This window comes from Acinetobacter sp. GG23, assembly GCF_057766365.1.
Map to the genome: position 1 here is coordinate 145,558 of NZ_JBYMDJ010000003.1, position 17,757 is coordinate 163,314.

Here is a 17,757-nt window from a genome sequence, read left to right on the forward strand (position 1 = left end):
TTTATGCGCTACAGATTATTTGCTCAAGACTATTTAGAGTCTTGATATAAACGATCACCTTCATCGAAACGCGTGGTGATTTCTTCCGTTGGTGCTTTACCCATTAAGCTGACCACGACAATCGCAATCAGTGAGCAAATAAAGCCTGGAATAATTTCATACAGCCCGGTGGCACTGAACATATTTTTCCAGATAATCACCACAACCGCACCAATCAACATGCCGGCAAGTGCACCATTTAAAGTCATACGGCGCCAGAACAAGGATAGAATAATCAGTGGACCGAAGGCAGCACCGAAGCCAGCCCATGCATAAGCCACTAAGCCTAAAACTTTAGATTCAGGATTTCCAGCCATCCAGATTGCAAGCAAGGCAATCAGTAGCACCATTAAACGGCCAATCCAGACCAGTTCTGTTTGCGTTGCATTTTTGCGTAAGAATGATTTGTAAAAGTCTTCGGTTAAGGTACTTGAGCAGACCAGTAACTGGCAGCTTAAGGTACTCATTACTGCCGCTAAAATAGCAGCCAAGACAATACCTGCAATCCATGGATTAAACAGAATTTTGGTCAGTTCCATAAACACGGTTTCTGGATTGGCAGTTACTGCACCTGCAAGTTCAGGATGTTGCTGGAAGTAAGCAATACCAAAGAAACCGGCAGCCACTGCACCACCTAAGCAAAGAATCATCCAGGTCATGCCAATACGGCGCGCATTGGGAATGGACTTGACTGAGTCAGCAGCCATAAAACGCACCAGAATATGCGGTTGACCAAAATAGCCCAAGCCCCAGGCCAATAATGAAATAATCGCGACAAAGCTTAAATTGCCTATGACATCGGTGGCTTGCGGACGAGCCGCTTCAAGTGCCAAAGTGATTTGATTCATATCGGCAAAGCTTAAAACCACAACTACAGGCGTCAGCAACAAGGCAAAAATCATCAGGCCGGCCTGAATGGTATCCGTCCAGCTGACTGCCAAGAAACCACCAATAAATACATAACTGATGGTCGCAATCGCACTGATCCAAAGCGCTGTGCTATACGACATGTCAAACATGCTTTCGAACAGACGTGCGCCTGCAACCATGCCTGAAGCACAATAAATCGCAAAGAAAATCAAAATGATGAAAGCAGAAGCAATACGCAGGATTTTCTTTTGATCGTTAAAACGATTGGAGAAATAGTCTGGCAAAGTCAAGGCATTGTGCTGAACTTCGGTATGCACACGAAGGCGTCCGGCAACCAGTCGCCAGTTTAGCCATGCACCAATAATCAAGCCAATGGCAATCCACATTTCAGACAAACCTGAAAGATAAATTGCACCTGGCAGCCCCATCAGCAACCAGCCACTCATATCTGAAGCACCCGCAGAGAGCGCCGTTACGAAACTACCTAAACGACGACCCCCCAAAATATAATCAGAGAAATTGGCTGTCGCACGATAAGCCATCAGGCCAATCGCAATCATGGCGACAATATAAAAAAGAAAGGTAATTAAGGTCGGATTCAGGGAGCTCATACGGTATCCATTTACAAGGTGGACAGTAGATCGAAACAAAGGCTTATAAAAGAAGCACAAATAATTTCAAAAAAATAACGCGAAATTTAAGCATAATTTCACAATGATTGCAGAGTTTTTCGCAACTGAAATAAAAATAGACAGCTAAAGCTGTCTATTTCATATAAAAAATTGAAAGTTTATGGATTACGACCCATCACGCCACGAATGGTATTCATGATATCCGCAGGCAACACCACAGTTTTGGCGTTATTCGATTTCGCCATGTCTTGCATGGCTTTGACATACTGTTCACCGAGCAAGTAAGCCACCGGAATTTCTTTATCACCGACCGCAGAGGTCACCATTTCAATGGCACGTTGTGATGATTCAGCCAAGACTACTTGTGCTTCAGCATCACGACGCGAAGCTTCCAACCGGCCATCTGCTTCTAAAATAGCAGCCTGTTTTTCACCATCTGCTCGGGTCACGGTCGCACGGCGCTGACGTTCGGCCGCTGCTTGCGCTTCCATTGCGGACTGCATGGTAGCTGAAGGTTGAATATCCTGAATTTCAACAGTCTTTAGTGTAATACCCCAATCAGAAATATCATCAGAAATGGCTGCTTTCAGTTTGGCCTTAATGTGATCACGCGATGACAAAGCATCATCCAGATCCATTTCACCTACGATAGAGCGCAGTGAAGTCTGTACCAGGTTTTGAATTGCCCAGGTATAGTTTTCAATACCATACACTGCTTTTTCCGGAGTGGTGATATTGATATAGGCCATGGCATTCATCAGTAAAACCGCATTATCACGGGTAATCACTTCCTGAGAAGGAATATCCATCACAATGTCTTTGGTGGTGACTTTATATGCAACTTCATCAACATAAGGAATCACAAAATTGAGACCCGGTGTTAGCGTGGTATGGTATTTACCCAGACGTTGTACAATCCATTTATAACCTTGAGGAACAATGCGCACCCCTTTAAAAATGGTAACGCCTGCAAAAACCAGGATAGCTAAAACAATAATAGATCCGCCAGACATGTCATTTCCTCACTTTATATATTTTCATTATTTGAATGATGTGGCTTGACCACAAGTTCATTACCTAAAATATCGACCACGCGCACGCGATCTCCAACACGTACAGGTTCTAAGCTACGGCAGTTCCACTCGTCAGAACCCAAAACCGGCATAGGGAAACGGACGGTAATCAGGTCATGTTCCATATGAATTTGAATGACCATGCCGACTTGACCAATGGTGGCCTCGCGGGATAAACCGGCTTTGGTTTTATCGGTTGAAAGCGGTTTAATAAACTTAAACCAAAGTAATGTGCACAGTATGGATAAAACAATCCAGATGACGAGTTGAGTGGTAAAGCCCATCATCGGGAACAGCCACAGTAAAACACCCACCATGATGGCTGCAATGCCAAACCATAGTGCAGCAAAAGCGGGCAATACTAATTCAGAGAGAATGAGTAAAACACCCAGTACAAACCAATGCCAAGGTTCGAAAGCAAATTCCATACATCTACTCGTGTATTGTTAAAATTGATATAGATAACCAAGCGTCTATATCAATTTAGCAGATGAGTAAGTCTTTGAATATTAAAAAAGCATCTTTTTTAAATTTTGGCTTTGGGTGCAGGCTTGAAGGCAGCTGGAGACTTTTTAAAATCGGAAATGGCTTTGTCAATCGCGATGATTTTCAGTTGGGCCGCTTTTTCACCTTCTAGAATCGACTGGTTGCTGGCTTTTAAATCTAAAGTTCCCAAGTGCCCCACTTTAGGTTGAATCACCACAGTGGCTTGGTTGAGTTCTTCATTGATACTTTGCTGTCCCATAATGTTTATGGTTTGGTCGAGCAAACCCCACATGTTTAGAGGTTTGCCACCAACTGGACGTGCAGAAATATCTACCGCAATGACAATATCGGCGCCCATATCCTTGGCAGTTTTCACTGGAATCGGACTGACCAAACCGCCATCGACATATTGTTTTCCACCAATGGTTGCAGGCACAAAGACATTCGGGATACTGCAGGAGGCACGAACCGCCTGGCCTGCATTGCCTTTAATAAACTCGGCTTTACGACCGGTGTCGAGGCGCGTTGCAACAGCTGCAAAACGAATTGGAAACTGCTCAATCGGTTTGTTGGCAATGTGCTTGTTGACATAGTTCTGCAATTTTTGACCTTGCACCACGCCTTGGCTGTTTAAGGTTAAATCGCGAATGTCAGATTCTTTAAGGGTCAGTGCAATTTGCTGTAATTGATAAGGGGTTTTACCACTGGCATAAATACTGCCGACAAAGCTCCCGGCACTGGTACCGGTGACAATTTTCGGTTTAATGCCATGTGATTCTAAAACTTTCAGTACCCCAATATGAGCAAATCCTTTGGCACCGCCGCCCCCTAAAGCTATCGCAACTACTGGTTCACGTGCTTTTATAGTAGTTGTTTGTGGGGAGGTTTTAGTGGCTTTATCACAGCCAATCAGGCTAAGCGTAAACAGAGCAATGAAAGAGTATTGCACAAGATTCATAATTAAAGGTGGGCGTTAAATAGACAAAAGTTGCGCACATGACAGCAGATAATGCCTGATTTGGCTAGCTATTTTTTATACGATTTTGTAAGGGCTTGGCCAACCACTGTGGATTTTTCGGAGAAAATTTCCCCACGTATCGGTTCAATATCCGTTCTAAATCCTGTTCATAATTCCCAGTTGGTTGAAACACACCTAAGCAGTAAATGGTTTTACGGTTGTAATCAAAAGAAAACATCACAATCGGAATATTGGCACCTAGCGCAATACGATAAAACCCACTTCTAAACGATTCAGCCTGTTTGCGTGTTCCTTCAGGCGCCATACCGACCCAGATCTGCTCTTGGGTATCAATGAAGTTAATAATTTGCTGAGTTGTACCTTGCTGAATACTGCGATTGACCGGAATCACACCAATCCATTCCAGTAAGGGTTTCAACGGTGTGTTAAATAAGGTGTGTTTGCCAAAAATGGTAATTTTAATGCCCAGTCCAAGCAGGGCTGTGAAACCATGCCAGGCATCTATATTGGATGTATGTGGCGAAATAATAGCGACAGCTTTAGGCAAGTTAGGAAATTTACCTTCAAAATGCCAGCCTTGGGCAAGAAATATTTTTTTGAAAATCGTTCGGCTTAAGCGGCTACCGCGAGCAGGCACTTGATCGGGCAATGTGGGGAAATGTGCTGACATGGTGATTATCCGCCTCCCTGACAAAAGTTTATCGCGTTTTAATAATGTTAAGCTTTTGTTAAATAAGATTCATTGGCAAAATGTAAAGCGTCATTCAGCTTGCCTGATATAAATAATCAATCCTGTTCTGATCATAAGGGCACTCTATGCCGGGTACACCTAACATTTATATCGTGTTGTTCTCTTTATATTGGGCACAAGGTTTACCTGTGGGTTTTATGACCCACGCCTTACCGGTGATTTTACGTGCTCAAGGGGTGTCACTGGCACATATTGGCGGCTTCGGATTATTGATGTTGCCGTGGTCAATTAAAATTTTTTGGGCACCCTGGGTTGATCATTTTGGTTCTTCAGCTTTTGGACATTATCGCAGCTGGATTATTCCCACCCAGTTACTCAGTGTTGCAGTACTGATCGGCTTATCCTTTTTGCCGATTCAAGCTTTAAATCAACCTGAATATTTACTGGCTTTTTTTGTGGCTTTATTGAGTATGAATCTGGTCGGTGCCACCCAAGATATTGCAACCGATGGCTTGGCAGTCAATATTCTTAAAAATGAACAGCAGCATTGGGGCAATACTTTTCAGGTGATTGGTTCACGGCTGGGGTTTATTGTCGGGGGCGGTGCGATTTTATGGGCACTGGACTGGCTGGATTGGCAAAACACTTTTTTAGTTTTAGCAGGACTGGTTCTTCTAAATACATTACCAATTCTGTTTTTTAAAGAACCTGTGCGATTCCAGCATATTCAGCAAGCGACTGATAAAGAATCATTCAGCTGGGAAAAAATCAAAAGTTATCTAGGTTATTTCTATCAAAGCCGCAGTCTGGCTTTATGGCTGGTCGTACTGATCACGTTCAAAGTGGCCGATGGTTTGTCAGGTCCTTTACTGAAACCTTTAATGGTGGATATGGGACTAACTTTTTCCCAGATTGGTATTTATGTGACCATGCTGGGGGCATTGGCTGCACTTATAGGAGCAGGATTGGCCGGCCTGAGTCTGAAATATATTTCTCGTGCCAATGCACTGCTTAGTTTTTCTGTTTTGAAAATTTTCAGCTTGGCCGCATACGCATGGCTGGCTTTTCAATATGAAGCACAACAACCAATTAAACCGTGGCTCATTTATGGGATTAATGCCGCTGAAGATATGATTTCAGCCATGTTGCTGGTGGTGATGTTGACTTTGGTAATGCAATACAGCCGCAAACATTTCGCAGCAACAGATTTTACTTTTCAGGTGGCGCTGATGGCGACGGTCAGTGGGGGACTATATAGCCTAAGCGGAATATTGGGTGATCTGTTAGGTTATGCAGATTATTTAGCCTTCATTACAGTAGTTGCAGTGATCTGTTTATTGCCTGTTCTTAGATGGAAAGCCACGCTGCAATAATGAGATAAAAGCTTTTTAATTCAATTCAATATCTATTTAAAATCTAAGCAATAAAAAAGATAACCTAATAAAATCTAAATCATTTTTTTAAATATTTCTAAACAGTAACATCTGTTACAAAATAACTTAGGGGTATTTAAAAATGAAAACCAAAATTGCAGCGACAATTGCTTTAACTCTACTTGCAGGCGCTACTTTTGCAGCGCCAACCTTCTATGGAGAAGTAGATGCAACTCTAGATTACTTGCCAGAAAACAATGCCAATACCGCAGACCGTGATGTGGTTGAACTCAGTTCAAACAACTCGTTTATTGGTTTAAAAGGTGATGAAAAACTTACAGACCGTTTAAGTGCTTTGTATCAAGCGGAATTTACTTTTTATGTCGATGATGGTGAAAATGGTACAGATGTGTTTGTTCCACGTAATTTATTGATTGGTCTGAAGGACGAAAAGTTAGGGACTTTAAAAGCCGGTAAAATTGATACGCCAGTCAAACAGTTATCTGCAACTGTAGATACCTTTAATAATTACATTGAAAATTCAGCTGATGTAAATGGAATTTTGGCCGGTGAAAACCGGATTGATAATGTACTTGTATATGAGACCCCCGCATTCAAAATTGGTACCGGCAAATTAGAAGCAAAAGTATTACTGGCAACTGGTGAAGGCGATACCATTAAAGCAACGAAAGGCGGCACCAAGGTTGCGGGTCGTGGTCTAGGGGATTCATGGTCTACCTCTATTACCTACACCGATAATCTGTTTGTTGTCGGTCTAGGTTATGACAAAGCGATTCCGAGTCGTTTCAATGGTAAAGGTTTCCTGAATGCGACTTCTACAGAAAATACGCTGGCGCTAAATCAGACCATTGAAGCCGATACCATTCGTGCAATTGGTCGTTTAAATTTAGACAGCGGGTTGTCATTAAGAGCACTTTTTCAAACTTCAGATGTAGGCCGTCCAAATGCGAATCCTGCTACAGCTGCTTTAGCAAATACGATTGATGATGCTCAGGGCTGGTTGCTGGGAGCTGAATATAATCTTCCGACTGCAAAGGCCTGGACTGTAAAAGCGCAATACAGCCAAAACACGACAGCCTTTAAATCAAACGCAGTCGATCCGAATGACTTTGAAGCCAAACAAATTCTTGCAGGTCTGGACTATGCATTTAACAAGCAAGTTAAGGCATACGGTTATGCAGGTTATTTAACCCTTGAGCAAGGTTCCAAAGAAGACAAACAACCGGTACTAGGTACAGGTCTAGAATACAGATTCTAATCTGTAGCTAGATTTTAAAAGGTGATGGAAACATTGCCTTTTTTATTATTTTCTTTTATTAAGTGAGTTTTAAGTTTGGCATTTTAGATTAAGACATCAGTAAAAAGATTAGCCAGCAATCATGTCAAATATAATCAGTCCAATACGTAATAAGATAAAGCCGATTTCATTAAGCCAATTTAATTTATTGCTGGCGATTTGGTTGGGTATGGTTCTTAATTTTGCTTTTTTTCAAAAAATACAAAATTTAACGCCTTATCAAGGCCCTAAAGCCTATTTATTTTTAATGGCAACCGTATTGGTGATTGTTGCAGCCTATAACTTCATTTTTCAACTGATCCAATGGAAATGGAATGCAAAAATATTTGCTTATGTATTGCTTTTCATTGGCGGTTTTACTGCATATTTTGTGAATAGCCTGGGCGTGGTGATTTCACCTGAACAAGTTCAGAATATGATGCAAACCGATGCGCGTGAAGTCCGGGGTTTATTGTCTTTACGCTTTGTACTGTGGACAGTGGGCTTTGTGATCTGTCCGCTCATTTTGGTTGCTTTGGTTCGTATCAAGCCTGAAGTTTTGTTATCTAAAGTCACTAAGAAGCTCATCAATAGCATCGTTTCATTATTATTGGTAGGCGGGTTGTTATTTCTGTTCTATGTGGATTATGCAGCAATCTTTCGTGAACATCGTGATTTAAAAGGCATGATTTCTCCACAAAATACCATCTCATCAACACTTTCTTATTATCATAAATCTAAACCTGCGCAGAATTTGCCTTTAGTGACTTATGGTGATGATGCCCATTTGATTGACCCGGTAAGTAAACAGCATAAACCGAAATTGATGGTCTTAGTGGTCGGTGAAACGGCACGTGCAGAAAGTTTTTCTTTAAATGGCTATGCTAAAAATACCAATCCTGAACTCTCTAAACTGGATATCATTAATTTTAATCAGGTCAGTTCATGCGGTACGGCAACAGCAGTTTCAGTACCTTGTATGTTCTCCGGGATGCCTCGTTCAGATTATGATGCACAACTTGCCAGTCACCGTGAAGGGCTACTCGATATTGCACAGCGAGCAGGTTACAAAGTCACCTGGATAGACAACAATTCAGGTTGTAAAGGGACGTGTAATCGAGTGGAACAGTATCAAATTCCACAACAGTTAAAAGACAAATGGTGTGCCAAAGATGGTGATTGTTATGATGAAATTTTGGTGGATAGCTTAAAAGCTTATCTTGCAGCGATTCCTGAAGCTGACAAAACCCCACGTTTAATTGTCATACATCAAATGGGAAGTCATGGACCTGCTTATTACCAGCGTTCAACACAGAAATTCCAACCGTTTAAACCCAGCTGTAATACCAATGCGATTCAAGGCTGTAGTAGTACAGAATTATTGAACAGTTATGATAATTCGATTGTCTATACAGACCATGTTTTAAGCTCGCTCATTCAGGTGTTAAAAGGCAATAGCTCTCATCAAACTGGCTTCTGGTATTTATCTGATCATGGTGAATCGACAGGGGAACATGGTTTATATCTACATGGCTCACCGTATGCCATTGCACCAACGCAACAAACTCATATTCCAATGCTGATGTGGTTTTCACCGGAATGGACTCAGCACAATTCTGCACAAATCGCTTGCTTAGCCAAGCAAAAAAGCAAAGAATTGAGCCAAGATAACTTGTTCCCAAGTCTGCTCAGTTTGTTGGATGTTAAAACCCAGGTTATTGATGAACAGAATAATATGCTGCAGCAATGTGAATCAAAAAAGAAAGTGTGAGTTTAAGGCATGACTAAAATATTAATGATTGAGGATGATTTTATGATTGCTGAATCCAGCATGACGTTGTTGAAATATCAGCAATTTGATGTGGAATGGGTCAACAATGGGATTGATGGTTTAAAAAAACTGGCCCAGGAAAAGTTTGATATTGTTTTGCTCGACCTTGGCTTACCGATGATGGACGGTATGCAAGTTTTAAAACAGATTCGTCAGCAGTGGCCGGCTTTGCCGGTACTGATTATTTCCGCACGTGACCAGTTGCAAAACCGTGTGGACGGATTGAATAATGGTGCAGATGACTACTTGATCAAGCCCTATGAGTTTGATGAATTGTTGGCGCGTATTCACGCTTTATTACGCCGTAGTGGCGCAGAATCGGCACTGCAAGACAGTCTGAAAATTTTAAGTTATGGCGATTTGGTCTTGGATGTCGAGCAGCATATTGCCAAGTTCAAAGGGCAATATATTGATCTCTCCAATCGTGAGTGGGCGATTTTAACTCCTTTGGTCAGTCATCCGAACAAGATTTTTTCTAAAGCCAATTTAGAAGATAAGTTATATGATCTGGATAGCGAAGTAAGCAGTAATACTATTGAGGTCTATGTGCATCATTTGCGTGCCAAACTGGGCAAAGATTTCATTCGCACCATTCGTGGTTTAGGCTATCGACTCGGACAACTATAAGGTTAGCATTTGGTGCAGTCACAGTATTCATTAAGAAAACGCCTGATTATTTATATTTCTGTTTTTAGTATTGCCTTGGGTTGCCTGCTGATTTTTTCTGCTTATCGGATTGCGCTACAAGAAATTAATGAAGTTTTAGATGCGCAGATGCAAAATTTGGCAGAACGCGTCGCGGCTCATGATCCTGAACCAGTTAAAAGCCAGTTTGATCCATCCAAGCATTATCACGAAGAAGATTTGTTTGTTGATGTGTGGTCTTATGCAAGTGAAGAACATAAAAGTCATGCTTTAAATTTGTTGATCCATCCTGTTCATAAAGCAGGATTTTATACCCACAAAACCGCACAAGACATTTGGCATACTTATGTTTTACCTTTAGAACATTATCAGGTTCAGGTCAGCCAGCAGCAATCGACACGGCAGCGTTTAGCACTCGAGCTTGCTGGAAACATGTTTATTCCTTATTTGCTGTTTATGCCTTTTGTGATTTGGGGATTAAGCTGGATTATTAGTCGCAGTTTACAACCACTCGATGATTTTAAAGCGGAATTGGCACAGCGTGATTCAGACGAGCTAAGTGCAATACAACTCAATGATTATCCTGTGGAAATCGAGCCTACCATTACCGAAATGAATCATTTGTTTGAGCGTATTTTACATTCGCAACAGGAACAGCGACAGTTTATTGCCGATGCTGCACATGAGTTACGCACCCCCATCACTGCACTAAATTTACAAATGCAAATTCTGTTAAAACAATTTCCAGAAGATCGTGATTTACAGAATTTGAGTAAAGGATTAATCCGCATTCAACATTTGGTTAGCCAGTTACTCAATCTGGCAAAACAAGACGCTTCGATGCTGGAGCTGGAAAGCAAACAGCAGTTTTTACTCAATCAGGTCGCGGCAAATTGTGTGGAGCAGTTGATTCATTTAGCGATGCAAAAAGAAATTGATTTAGGGATGGAACGTCAGGAAGAAATCCTGCTAAATAGCCAGGAATCTGCTGTGCATTCGATTATTTTTAACCTGGTTGATAACGCGATTAAATACACGCCGAATCAAGGCGTGATTAACGTTTCTGTATTTGAACAAGACGGTTTCGCCATGGTTCAAGTCGAAGATAGTGGCCCGGGGATAGCCCCTGAGCTACACCAGCAAATTCTGAAACGTTTCTATCGGGTTCATCATCATTTAGAAATGGGTAGTGGTTTAGGGCTTTCTATTGTCGATAAAGCCACGGAACGGTTAGGAGGCCATATTTCTTTCTCAACGAGTGCCAGTCTGGGTGGCTTACAAGTGAATGTGCAATTGCCGCTGTTCAAGCAGATTTAAAGAACCATTATTCTTGAGATGAGTGAGTGGTGGTAAAATGCTTGTAATTGAAAAAGTAAAAAACCACATTAACCAGCCAGATAACCCATGCTGTCCACAGATTATGACTGAGAAAATGCGCTCCACGCATCATCTGGGCCCAACCCATGGCAAAACCTAAAATACACCCCGAGACCAGAAAAAAGTACGCGCGCTTTTTATTGGATAGGCGAAATACAGCATAACCTGCCATAAGCGCAAAACCTGTAGACGCATGCCCACCCGGGAAACAATGCCCTTTAGTGGCTGAAAAATCCCAAAAGAAGCCTTGAGATGTAGGTATTGTGATATTCCAAGGACAGGCATGGGCGGATTGAGATTTTAACAGTCCAATGATGGAGGTCGATAGTATGACCAGGCCGAAAAAATAGCCATAGCTCCAGCGTACCGGTCTTAACTTTTCAACTTTAAAAGACGCCAGCCACATGATAAAAAAAATGACATAGACCAAAATGATCAGATCTTTGACATAACGGTGATTCAGTTCGGCTAAATACCAGTTATCTCGCAGCAAGAATTGTCCAGATTCACTTACCCAAGGATGAATCAGTGCAAGATCGAGTGATCCACCGATAGGAAAAAACACCCAAAGCATGCAAAAACTAATGACCAGGAAGCAGCCTTGATAAAGGATGAAGCGTTGCTTGTCGTGCATAAAAAAGATCGATTAATTTTATTTGTGCTATTACAGCAACAAAAACTTAATCTAGACTTAAGTAATGGCGGCAAAGATGCTCTAATCACCTAGAAAGTTATGTGCGGATGGACAATAACCTTGTGCTGAATCGTAATAAACCTATCAAGGAAACAGCCTAAGCAGGCACGTCTTCGGTGCTACATTAGTCCACAAGATTTGTGAGGTATTAAAATGACGATTCGTGCTGTTTTATTTGATCTGGATAATACCTTAACCCATCGTGATCAAAGTATCTTGGCGTATAGCCAACATTTGGCTCATACATATCAGCAGCAATTACAGCATGATCAGATTAGTCAAATCCCGTCAATTATTCGCCGTATTGATAATGGGGGTTATCCTAAAAAAGAGTTGCTCACCCATCCGAGTATTGCAGCTTCCGTGGGATATGCGCTGCAACAAGAACTGACGTGGAGCAGTCTGCCGGACTTGGATGAACTCACTCAGTTCTGGTTTCAGCAATTTGGGTTATCTGCGGTTGCCATGCCAGGTGCGAATAGCTTATTAGCAGAGTTAAAACAGCAGGGTTATAAACTGGCAGTCATTTCCAATGGTGGACATGCCACCCGTTTAACCATTCTGCAAGGCTTGGGTTTTAGCCATTATTTCGATGAAATTATCAGTTCTGAACTGGTCGGTATCAGCAAACCGAATCCTGAAATTTTTCTGCATACCAGCCGTCAATTAAATATTGTCCCGGAAAATTGTCTTTTTATTGGCGATCATCCCGTCAATGATATACAAGGCGCAACTCAAGCCGGTATGAAGGCTTTATGGCTGCAGGGTTTTCATAAGACCGGAGCGCATAAACCCATCAATACAATTCAAAATTTAGCTGAAATTAAGCAATATTTATAAGGTTTATTATCCCTTATCTATTTTCAGAAATAGAAATAATATTTATACAGATAAAAAAAGCGACCCTTTCGAGTCACGCTGAAAATCGTCATTAAGTTTCAAAAATCAGGTTTAAAAATCAGGTTTAAAATTTAAGCCCTAAAATAGGGCGTCTTCTGAGTTGGCTGAAATTTTGTGAATCGATAAGTCCGCACCACGAAATTCATCTTCTTGGGATAAGCGGATACCCATGGTGATTTTAAGGGCACCGTAAACCAGAAAGCCACCAGTAAGTGCAATCGAGATTGCGAGGAATGTACCAATCATTTGCGAAATCATGGAAACGTTGCCGAGGCCGCCTAACCATTGTTGTCCGAAAATACCTACGGCTAAGCCACCAAATGTGCCGCATACGCCGTGCAATGGCCAAACCCCCAAGACGTCATCGATTTTAAGTTTGTTTTGGGTATAGGTAAAGAGTTTCACGAAAATCACCCCTGCAACTGCTCCAATAATAAGTGCTCCGACCGGGTGCACCACATCAGAACCTGCACAGATGGCCACTAAGCCCGCCAAAGGACCATTGTGTAAAAAACCCGGGTCATTTTTACCCATAAAGTTGGCAGCCAGAGTTCCACCGACCATCGCCATGAGTGAGTTAATTGCCACCAGTCCTGAAATGGCATCCAGACGTTGTGCGCTCATCACGTTAAAACCAAACCAGCCCACGATTAAGATCCAGGAACCTAAAGCCAGAAACGGAATGGAAGAAGGAGGATGTGCGCTCACTCGGCCATCTTTTTTATAACGTCCATAACGCGCACCAAGTAAAAGCACCGCCACTAAAGCAATCCATCCGCCCATGGCATGCACCACCACAGAACCGGCAAAGTCATGAAAACTTGCACCAAATGTGCTTGCTAACCATTTTTGCAGTCCTAAATTACCATTCCATGCAATGCCTTCAAAGAAAGGATAGATCAAGGCGACTAATAATAAGGTCGCAATCGCTTGGGAACGCATTTTGGCACGTTCGGCAATACCGCCAGAAATAATGGCAGGAATAGCCGCAGCGAAGGTCAGCAGAAAGAAACAGCGCATCAGGTTATAGCCATGATCCGCAGCTAAGGTCGTGCCAATATGGAAAAAATGCTGTCCATACGCAATATAGTAGCCAACAAAAAAATAGGCGATAGCTGAAATGGAGAAATCAGTCAGAATTTTACTCAGCGCATTGACCTGGTTTTTATGTCGGACTGTACCCAACTCCAAAAATGCAAAACCTGCATGCATGGCTAAAACTAAAACCGCACCAAGGAGGAGAAAGAGTAAATCTATATTTTGCATATTTTGGCCCCATTTTAGTGCTGTTTTTCACAAAAAGAAGATCAGTATATCGAGGCCTAGGATTTGAGAAAGATGTTTGAAAGAGGGAAATTTTGATCATTGATGCAAAAAAATGATCAAGACTCGATATAAAGCAGAGTGTTGCTTTAATAAACAATATTTGTTTCATTATGGTGCGCTTTTTTATTCTAAAATTATAAATAAATATATGATAATTAGATTAATTTTTTATTTTTATTTTTTCTGGTTTTTAGCTTTGAATTCATGGCACTGAATAGTGGCAAAGGCTATTAATCTAAAATATTAAAAATAATTTAAAAGTAAAATAGTAATATACGTTTTGATGAAGCAATTTTTAGATGCTTTTACAATCAATTATGGGGCAGTGTAAAGAAATCGTTGTTATTCGGAATTCAAGTGCAAGGAGCCGAAGCTACAAATAAAATAAAAATGAATCGAGCTTAATTTTTAACTCTAAATAGAGTGAATGATTAATTAATATTGGATACAAAACCTATAATGAATTGGTAGCTTTAGTTTTGATATCCCAGTTGCAACCTTGGAAGATAAGTGCTCATTTTATATTATATTTTAGGTCTTAAAGATGAAGCGGAGTATGCTTGCGGTAGTGGCACTGGTAAGTTTTGATTATTCATTTGCAGCAGAGGGCAGTCAGTTTGACTGGAGTTATGCACAACAGACTGCACCAGCGCAATGGAGCAAGATTAAATCTGAATATCAAGCCTGCGAAGGGCTGAATCAAGCACCGATTAATATTGATCAAACCATCTCAGCAAAACTGCCTGCTTTAAAATTAAATTACAGCTCGAAAGCAGATACGATTATTAATAATAACCGGACTGTGCAAATTAATTTTGCCGAGGGCAATACCCTGGAATTGGATCATAAGCTCTTTCATCTCAAACAATTCCATTTACACAGTCCAAGCGAAAATACCATTAAGGGAAAAAGTTTTGCGATGGAGATGCATTTGGTACATGCCACAGAACAAGGCGAGTTGGCAGTAGTAGCTGTGATGTTTGATGAGGGTCAGGAAAATAAAAAACTGAAACAACTTTGGAAAGAATTGCCGAAAAAAGCAGGCAATGCCGTACAGCTGAAACATCAAGATTTAGCTGCTGCTTTCCTACCTGAAAAATTAGATTATTATCGTTTTAATGGTTCGCTCACCACGCCACCGTGTTCTGAAGGTGTACGCTGGATTGTGCTTAAAGATATTCAACAAGCGTCAAAACAGCAAATCAAGGCATTTTCAAGTTTGTTAGAACATCCGAATAATCGTCCTGTACAGCCGGCCAATGCACGCTTGGTGCTTGAATAATTTTTTCCCATAAAAAAAGCAGATCTTAAGATCTGCTTTTTAAATACGTTCAGGTTTAATGCAAAATTTTATTCAGGAACTGCTGAGCGCGTTCGCCACGCTGGGTATTAAAGAATTCATCTTTAGTACAGTCTTCTACAATTTTCCCCTGATCCATAAAGATTACCCGGTTAGCCACCTGACGTGCAAAGCCCATTTCATGCGTGACACACATCATGGTCATGCCTTCTTTGGCCAGTCCCACCATCACGTCTAAAACTTCGGTAATCATTTCAGGGTCAAGTGCCGAGGTCGGTTCATCAAACAGCATGGCAATTGGATCCATACTCAACGCACGGGCAATGGCAACCCGTTGTTGCTGTCCACCGGAAAGTTGTGCAGGAAATTTATCCGCCTGAGCACTCAGTCCAACCCGATCTAGATATGCCAAACCTTTTTTCTTGGCTTCGGCTTCAGAACGTCCCAAAACTTTAATCTGGGCAATGGTTAAATTTTCAGTAATGGTTAAATGTGGAAATAACTCAAAATGCTGAAACACCATACCGACACGACTGCGCAATAGGTTTAAATTGGTTTTCGGGTCTTTAATCGAAATGCCATCTACCATAATAGTGCCTTGCTGAAAGGCTTCCAGACCATTCACCGTTTTAATCAGGGTCGATTTCCCCGAACCCGAAGGACCACAGACCACCACCACTTCACCTTGACGAATTTGCGTTGTACAATCTGTGAGTACCTGAAATTTATCGTACCATTTACTCACGTTCTGAATGTCGATCATCACTTTGTTATCATTCATACGTGTAACCTTCTTTGTAATTTTTTAACAGCATACGTGGCCAAAAGACTAATGGTGAAATATACCAGCCCTGCAAATAAAATGTACTGGGTCAGTAATGACATCAGGTCACCACGGACATAGTTGGTTCTGAAAAAGTCCAGTAAACCGATGGCATAGACCATGGTTGAATCCTGAAATAAGATAATGGTTTGTTGCAGTAGCAAAGGCGTCATTTTACGAAAGGCTTGCGGCAAGATAATGAGTCGCATAGATTGCCCATAACTCATGCCTAAAGCCGAAGCTGCAGCGGATTGTCCGCGCGGAATCGACTGAATGCCGGCACGCACAATTTCAGAAAAATAAGCTGCTTCAAATAGCATAAAGGCAACAATGCTGGAGACCAATGCGGTATCAATGGTCAGGTAATTTCCCGTAACTGCGGTATAAATAAAAGGCACCGCGAAGTAGAACCACATCAATACCAGCAGTAAAGGAATGGAACGAAACAGGTTTACGTAGCCTTGTGCAATCCAGTTCAACACTTTAATGGAAGATAAACGCATTAAAGCCAAAATGGTGCCAATCAGAATACCACCGACGGTTGCAATACAGACCACTTTTAAAGTGATACTAAAGCCATGCCATAAGGCAGGACCAGACAGTTGTAAGTCATTTAAAAATGCAGAGAGCCATTCCATTATTTACCTCCTGCAATTAAACCGGGTACATATAAGCGTTTTTCCAGCAGGGTCATCGCAGAGATTAAACACACGTTAATCACAATGAAAATTACGGTCACAATGGTGTAAATTTCAATGGTATTTTGCGTGTACTCACTGATGGTTTTCATCTGGGAAATAATTTCTGCAACTCCCACCAGTGAAGCAACCGAGGTATTTTTTACACAGTTGGTCAGTTCTGAACTGAGCGGTGGCAAAATGGTCCGAAAGGACTGCGGTAAAATAACGTAGCGATAGAGCTGGGCCGTACTAAAACCCATGGCATAACCGGCATTCACCTGCCCGACCGGCAAGGCTTCAATCCCGGTACGCACCTGTTCACACACCCGTGCAGCGGTAAATAAACCCAAACCGACACTGGCTGAGATCAGTGCTGTGGTATTGGCACCCAGGTCATTGATCCACCAGTCTCGAATAGCTGATGGCAAAAAGTTGGGAACCACATAAAACCAGATAAATAATTGAATCAGTAACGGTACATTTCGGAAAATAGTGACATAGCCTGTACCAATCGCGCGTGCAGTCTTATTCGGCAAGGTTCGCATGATGCCCAGAATACTGCCCAAAACCATGGCAATGCTCCACGCGACAAGGGCAATCACCAACAACCAGCCCAGACCCACTAAAACCCATTGCAAATAGGTACTATCACCGACCCCTGTGGATTGCCACAAAACACTCCAATTCCAACTATAATTCATAGTGACTCCACCGAAGAATCAGGTAAAAATCCATGTTTAC

At 41.7% G+C, this 17,757-nt stretch carries 17 protein-coding genes; 7 read left to right on the forward strand and 10 right to left on the reverse strand.

Features of this window, described 5'->3' with window-relative positions:
- Positions 1-29: 29 nt before the first annotated feature.
- The 5 genes from putP to AC3CAU_RS06820 form a co-directional block, all read right to left on the reverse strand.
- Positions 30-1,520 carry a sodium/proline symporter PutP gene (gene putP, locus AC3CAU_RS06800; RefSeq protein ID WP_447054117.1) on the reverse strand — a complete coding sequence of 497 codons (1,491 nt, stop codon included), beginning with the start codon at positions 1,518-1,520 and terminating at the stop codon, positions 30-32.
- Positions 1,521-1,699: 179 nt separating this feature from the next.
- On the reverse strand, positions 1,700-2,554 hold the full coding sequence (locus AC3CAU_RS06805; protein ID WP_131215045.1) for an SPFH domain-containing protein: 855 nt from the start codon (positions 2,552-2,554) through the stop codon (positions 1,700-1,702).
- Between the two features lie 14 nt (positions 2,555-2,568).
- A complete protein-coding gene (locus AC3CAU_RS06810) occupies positions 2,569-3,042 on the reverse strand; it encodes an NfeD family protein (protein WP_131215043.1) in 474 nt (157 codons plus the stop codon).
- A gap of 98 nt (positions 3,043-3,140) precedes the next feature.
- Complete coding sequence (locus tag AC3CAU_RS06815) at positions 3,141-4,049, reverse strand: patatin-like phospholipase family protein (RefSeq protein WP_447054118.1); 909 nt, start codon at positions 4,047-4,049, stop codon at positions 3,141-3,143.
- Positions 4,050-4,122: 73 nt separating this feature from the next.
- Complete coding sequence (locus tag AC3CAU_RS06820; protein ID WP_447054119.1) at positions 4,123-4,749, reverse strand: 1-acyl-sn-glycerol-3-phosphate acyltransferase; 627 nt, start codon at positions 4,747-4,749, stop codon at positions 4,123-4,125.
- Positions 4,750-4,895: 146 nt separating this feature from the next.
- Here AC3CAU_RS06820 and AC3CAU_RS06825 point away from each other — a divergent pair, with 146 nt between their 5' ends.
- From AC3CAU_RS06825 to AC3CAU_RS06845, 5 genes are all read left to right on the forward strand, one after another.
- On the forward strand, positions 4,896-6,143 hold the full coding sequence (locus AC3CAU_RS06825; RefSeq protein ID WP_447054120.1) for an MFS transporter: 1,248 nt from the start codon (positions 4,896-4,898) through the stop codon (positions 6,141-6,143).
- 142 nt (positions 6,144-6,285) lie between these two features.
- Positions 6,286-7,422, forward strand: a complete 1,137-nt coding sequence (locus AC3CAU_RS06830; RefSeq protein WP_447054121.1) for a porin — start codon at positions 6,286-6,288, stop codon at positions 7,420-7,422.
- A 121-nt stretch (positions 7,423-7,543) separates the two neighbouring features.
- Entirely contained in the window at positions 7,544-9,211 is a 1,668-nt protein-coding gene (locus tag AC3CAU_RS06835; RefSeq protein ID WP_424620339.1) for a phosphoethanolamine transferase, read from the forward strand.
- A gap of 9 nt (positions 9,212-9,220) precedes the next feature.
- Entirely contained in the window at positions 9,221-9,898 is a 678-nt protein-coding gene (locus AC3CAU_RS06840; protein ID WP_424620341.1) for a response regulator transcription factor, read from the forward strand.
- Between the two features lie 12 nt (positions 9,899-9,910).
- Positions 9,911-11,233 (forward strand): sensor histidine kinase, encoded by a 1,323-nt coding sequence (locus tag AC3CAU_RS06845; protein WP_447054122.1) that lies wholly within the window; start codon positions 9,911-9,913, stop codon positions 11,231-11,233.
- Positions 11,234-11,240: 7 nt separating this feature from the next.
- On the opposite strand, the gene AC3CAU_RS06850 is transcribed toward AC3CAU_RS06845, so the two are convergent.
- Positions 11,241-11,927: a phosphatase PAP2 family protein gene (locus AC3CAU_RS06850; protein WP_447054123.1), complete on the reverse strand. Its 687-nt coding sequence runs from the start codon at positions 11,925-11,927 to the stop codon at positions 11,241-11,243.
- Between the two features lie 213 nt (positions 11,928-12,140).
- On the opposite strand from AC3CAU_RS06850, the gene AC3CAU_RS06855 reads away from it, so the two are divergent.
- A complete protein-coding gene (locus AC3CAU_RS06855) occupies positions 12,141-12,827 on the forward strand; it encodes an HAD family hydrolase (protein ID WP_424620348.1) in 687 nt (228 codons plus the stop codon).
- A gap of 138 nt (positions 12,828-12,965) precedes the next feature.
- Here AC3CAU_RS06855 and AC3CAU_RS06860 read toward each other — a convergent pair whose 3' ends face one another.
- A complete protein-coding gene (locus tag AC3CAU_RS06860; RefSeq protein ID WP_424620350.1) occupies positions 12,966-14,153 on the reverse strand; it encodes an ammonium transporter in 1,188 nt (395 codons plus the stop codon).
- 604 nt (positions 14,154-14,757) lie between these two features.
- Between AC3CAU_RS06860 and AC3CAU_RS06865 the strand changes: the two genes are divergently transcribed.
- Positions 14,758-15,495 carry a carbonic anhydrase gene (locus tag AC3CAU_RS06865; RefSeq protein ID WP_447054124.1) on the forward strand — a complete coding sequence of 246 codons (738 nt, stop codon included), beginning with the start codon at positions 14,758-14,760 and terminating at the stop codon, positions 15,493-15,495.
- A gap of 55 nt (positions 15,496-15,550) precedes the next feature.
- Here AC3CAU_RS06865 and AC3CAU_RS06870 read toward each other — a convergent pair whose 3' ends face one another.
- The 3 genes from AC3CAU_RS06870 to AC3CAU_RS06880 are packed head-to-tail and all read right to left on the reverse strand — an operon-like array spanning position 15,551 to position 17,717.
- Positions 15,551-16,276 (reverse strand): amino acid ABC transporter ATP-binding protein, encoded by a 726-nt coding sequence (locus AC3CAU_RS06870; RefSeq protein ID WP_171459134.1) that lies wholly within the window; start codon positions 16,274-16,276, stop codon positions 15,551-15,553.
- A gap of 14 nt (positions 16,277-16,290) precedes the next feature.
- Positions 16,291-16,974, reverse strand: a complete 684-nt coding sequence (locus AC3CAU_RS06875) for an ABC transporter permease subunit (protein WP_131215017.1) — start codon at positions 16,972-16,974, stop codon at positions 16,291-16,293.
- Positions 16,974-17,717: an amino acid ABC transporter permease gene (locus AC3CAU_RS06880; protein WP_447054125.1), complete on the reverse strand. Its 744-nt coding sequence runs from the start codon at positions 17,715-17,717 to the stop codon at positions 16,974-16,976. The genes AC3CAU_RS06875 and AC3CAU_RS06880 overlap by 1 nt, the downstream gene beginning before the upstream one ends.
- Between the last annotated feature and the right edge of the window lie 40 nt (positions 17,718-17,757).

Coding starts and splice junctions, on each gene's coding strand:
- AC3CAU_RS06855 (WP_424620348.1), top strand. CDS start 12,141: ATGACGATTCGTGCTGTTTTATTTGATCTGGATAATACCTTAACCCAT.
- putP (WP_447054117.1), bottom strand. CDS start 1,520: ATGAGCTCCCTGAATCCGACCTTAATTACCTTTCTTTTTTATATTGTC.
- AC3CAU_RS06825 (WP_447054120.1), top strand. CDS start 4,896: ATGCCGGGTACACCTAACATTTATATCGTGTTGTTCTCTTTATATTGG.
- AC3CAU_RS06860 (WP_424620350.1), bottom strand. CDS start 14,153: ATGCAAAATATAGATTTACTCTTTCTCCTCCTTGGTGCGGTTTTAGTT.
- AC3CAU_RS06830 (WP_447054121.1), top strand. CDS start 6,286: ATGAAAACCAAAATTGCAGCGACAATTGCTTTAACTCTACTTGCAGGC.
- AC3CAU_RS06865 (WP_447054124.1), top strand. CDS start 14,758: ATGAAGCGGAGTATGCTTGCGGTAGTGGCACTGGTAAGTTTTGATTAT.
- AC3CAU_RS06820 (WP_447054119.1), bottom strand. CDS start 4,749: ATGTCAGCACATTTCCCCACATTGCCCGATCAAGTGCCTGCTCGCGGT.
- AC3CAU_RS06880 (WP_447054125.1), bottom strand. CDS start 17,717: ATGAATTATAGTTGGAATTGGAGTGTTTTGTGGCAATCCACAGGGGTC.
- AC3CAU_RS06840 (WP_424620341.1), top strand. CDS start 9,221: ATGACTAAAATATTAATGATTGAGGATGATTTTATGATTGCTGAATCC.
- AC3CAU_RS06875 (WP_131215017.1), bottom strand. CDS start 16,974: ATGGAATGGCTCTCTGCATTTTTAAATGACTTACAACTGTCTGGTCCT.
- AC3CAU_RS06870 (WP_171459134.1), bottom strand. CDS start 16,276: ATGATCGACATTCAGAACGTGAGTAAATGGTACGATAAATTTCAGGTA.
- AC3CAU_RS06805 (WP_131215045.1), bottom strand. CDS start 2,554: ATGTCTGGCGGATCTATTATTGTTTTAGCTATCCTGGTTTTTGCAGGC.
- AC3CAU_RS06810 (WP_131215043.1), bottom strand. CDS start 3,042: ATGGAATTTGCTTTCGAACCTTGGCATTGGTTTGTACTGGGTGTTTTA.
- AC3CAU_RS06835 (WP_424620339.1), top strand. CDS start 7,544: ATGTCAAATATAATCAGTCCAATACGTAATAAGATAAAGCCGATTTCA.
- AC3CAU_RS06850 (WP_447054123.1), bottom strand. CDS start 11,927: ATGCACGACAAGCAACGCTTCATCCTTTATCAAGGCTGCTTCCTGGTC.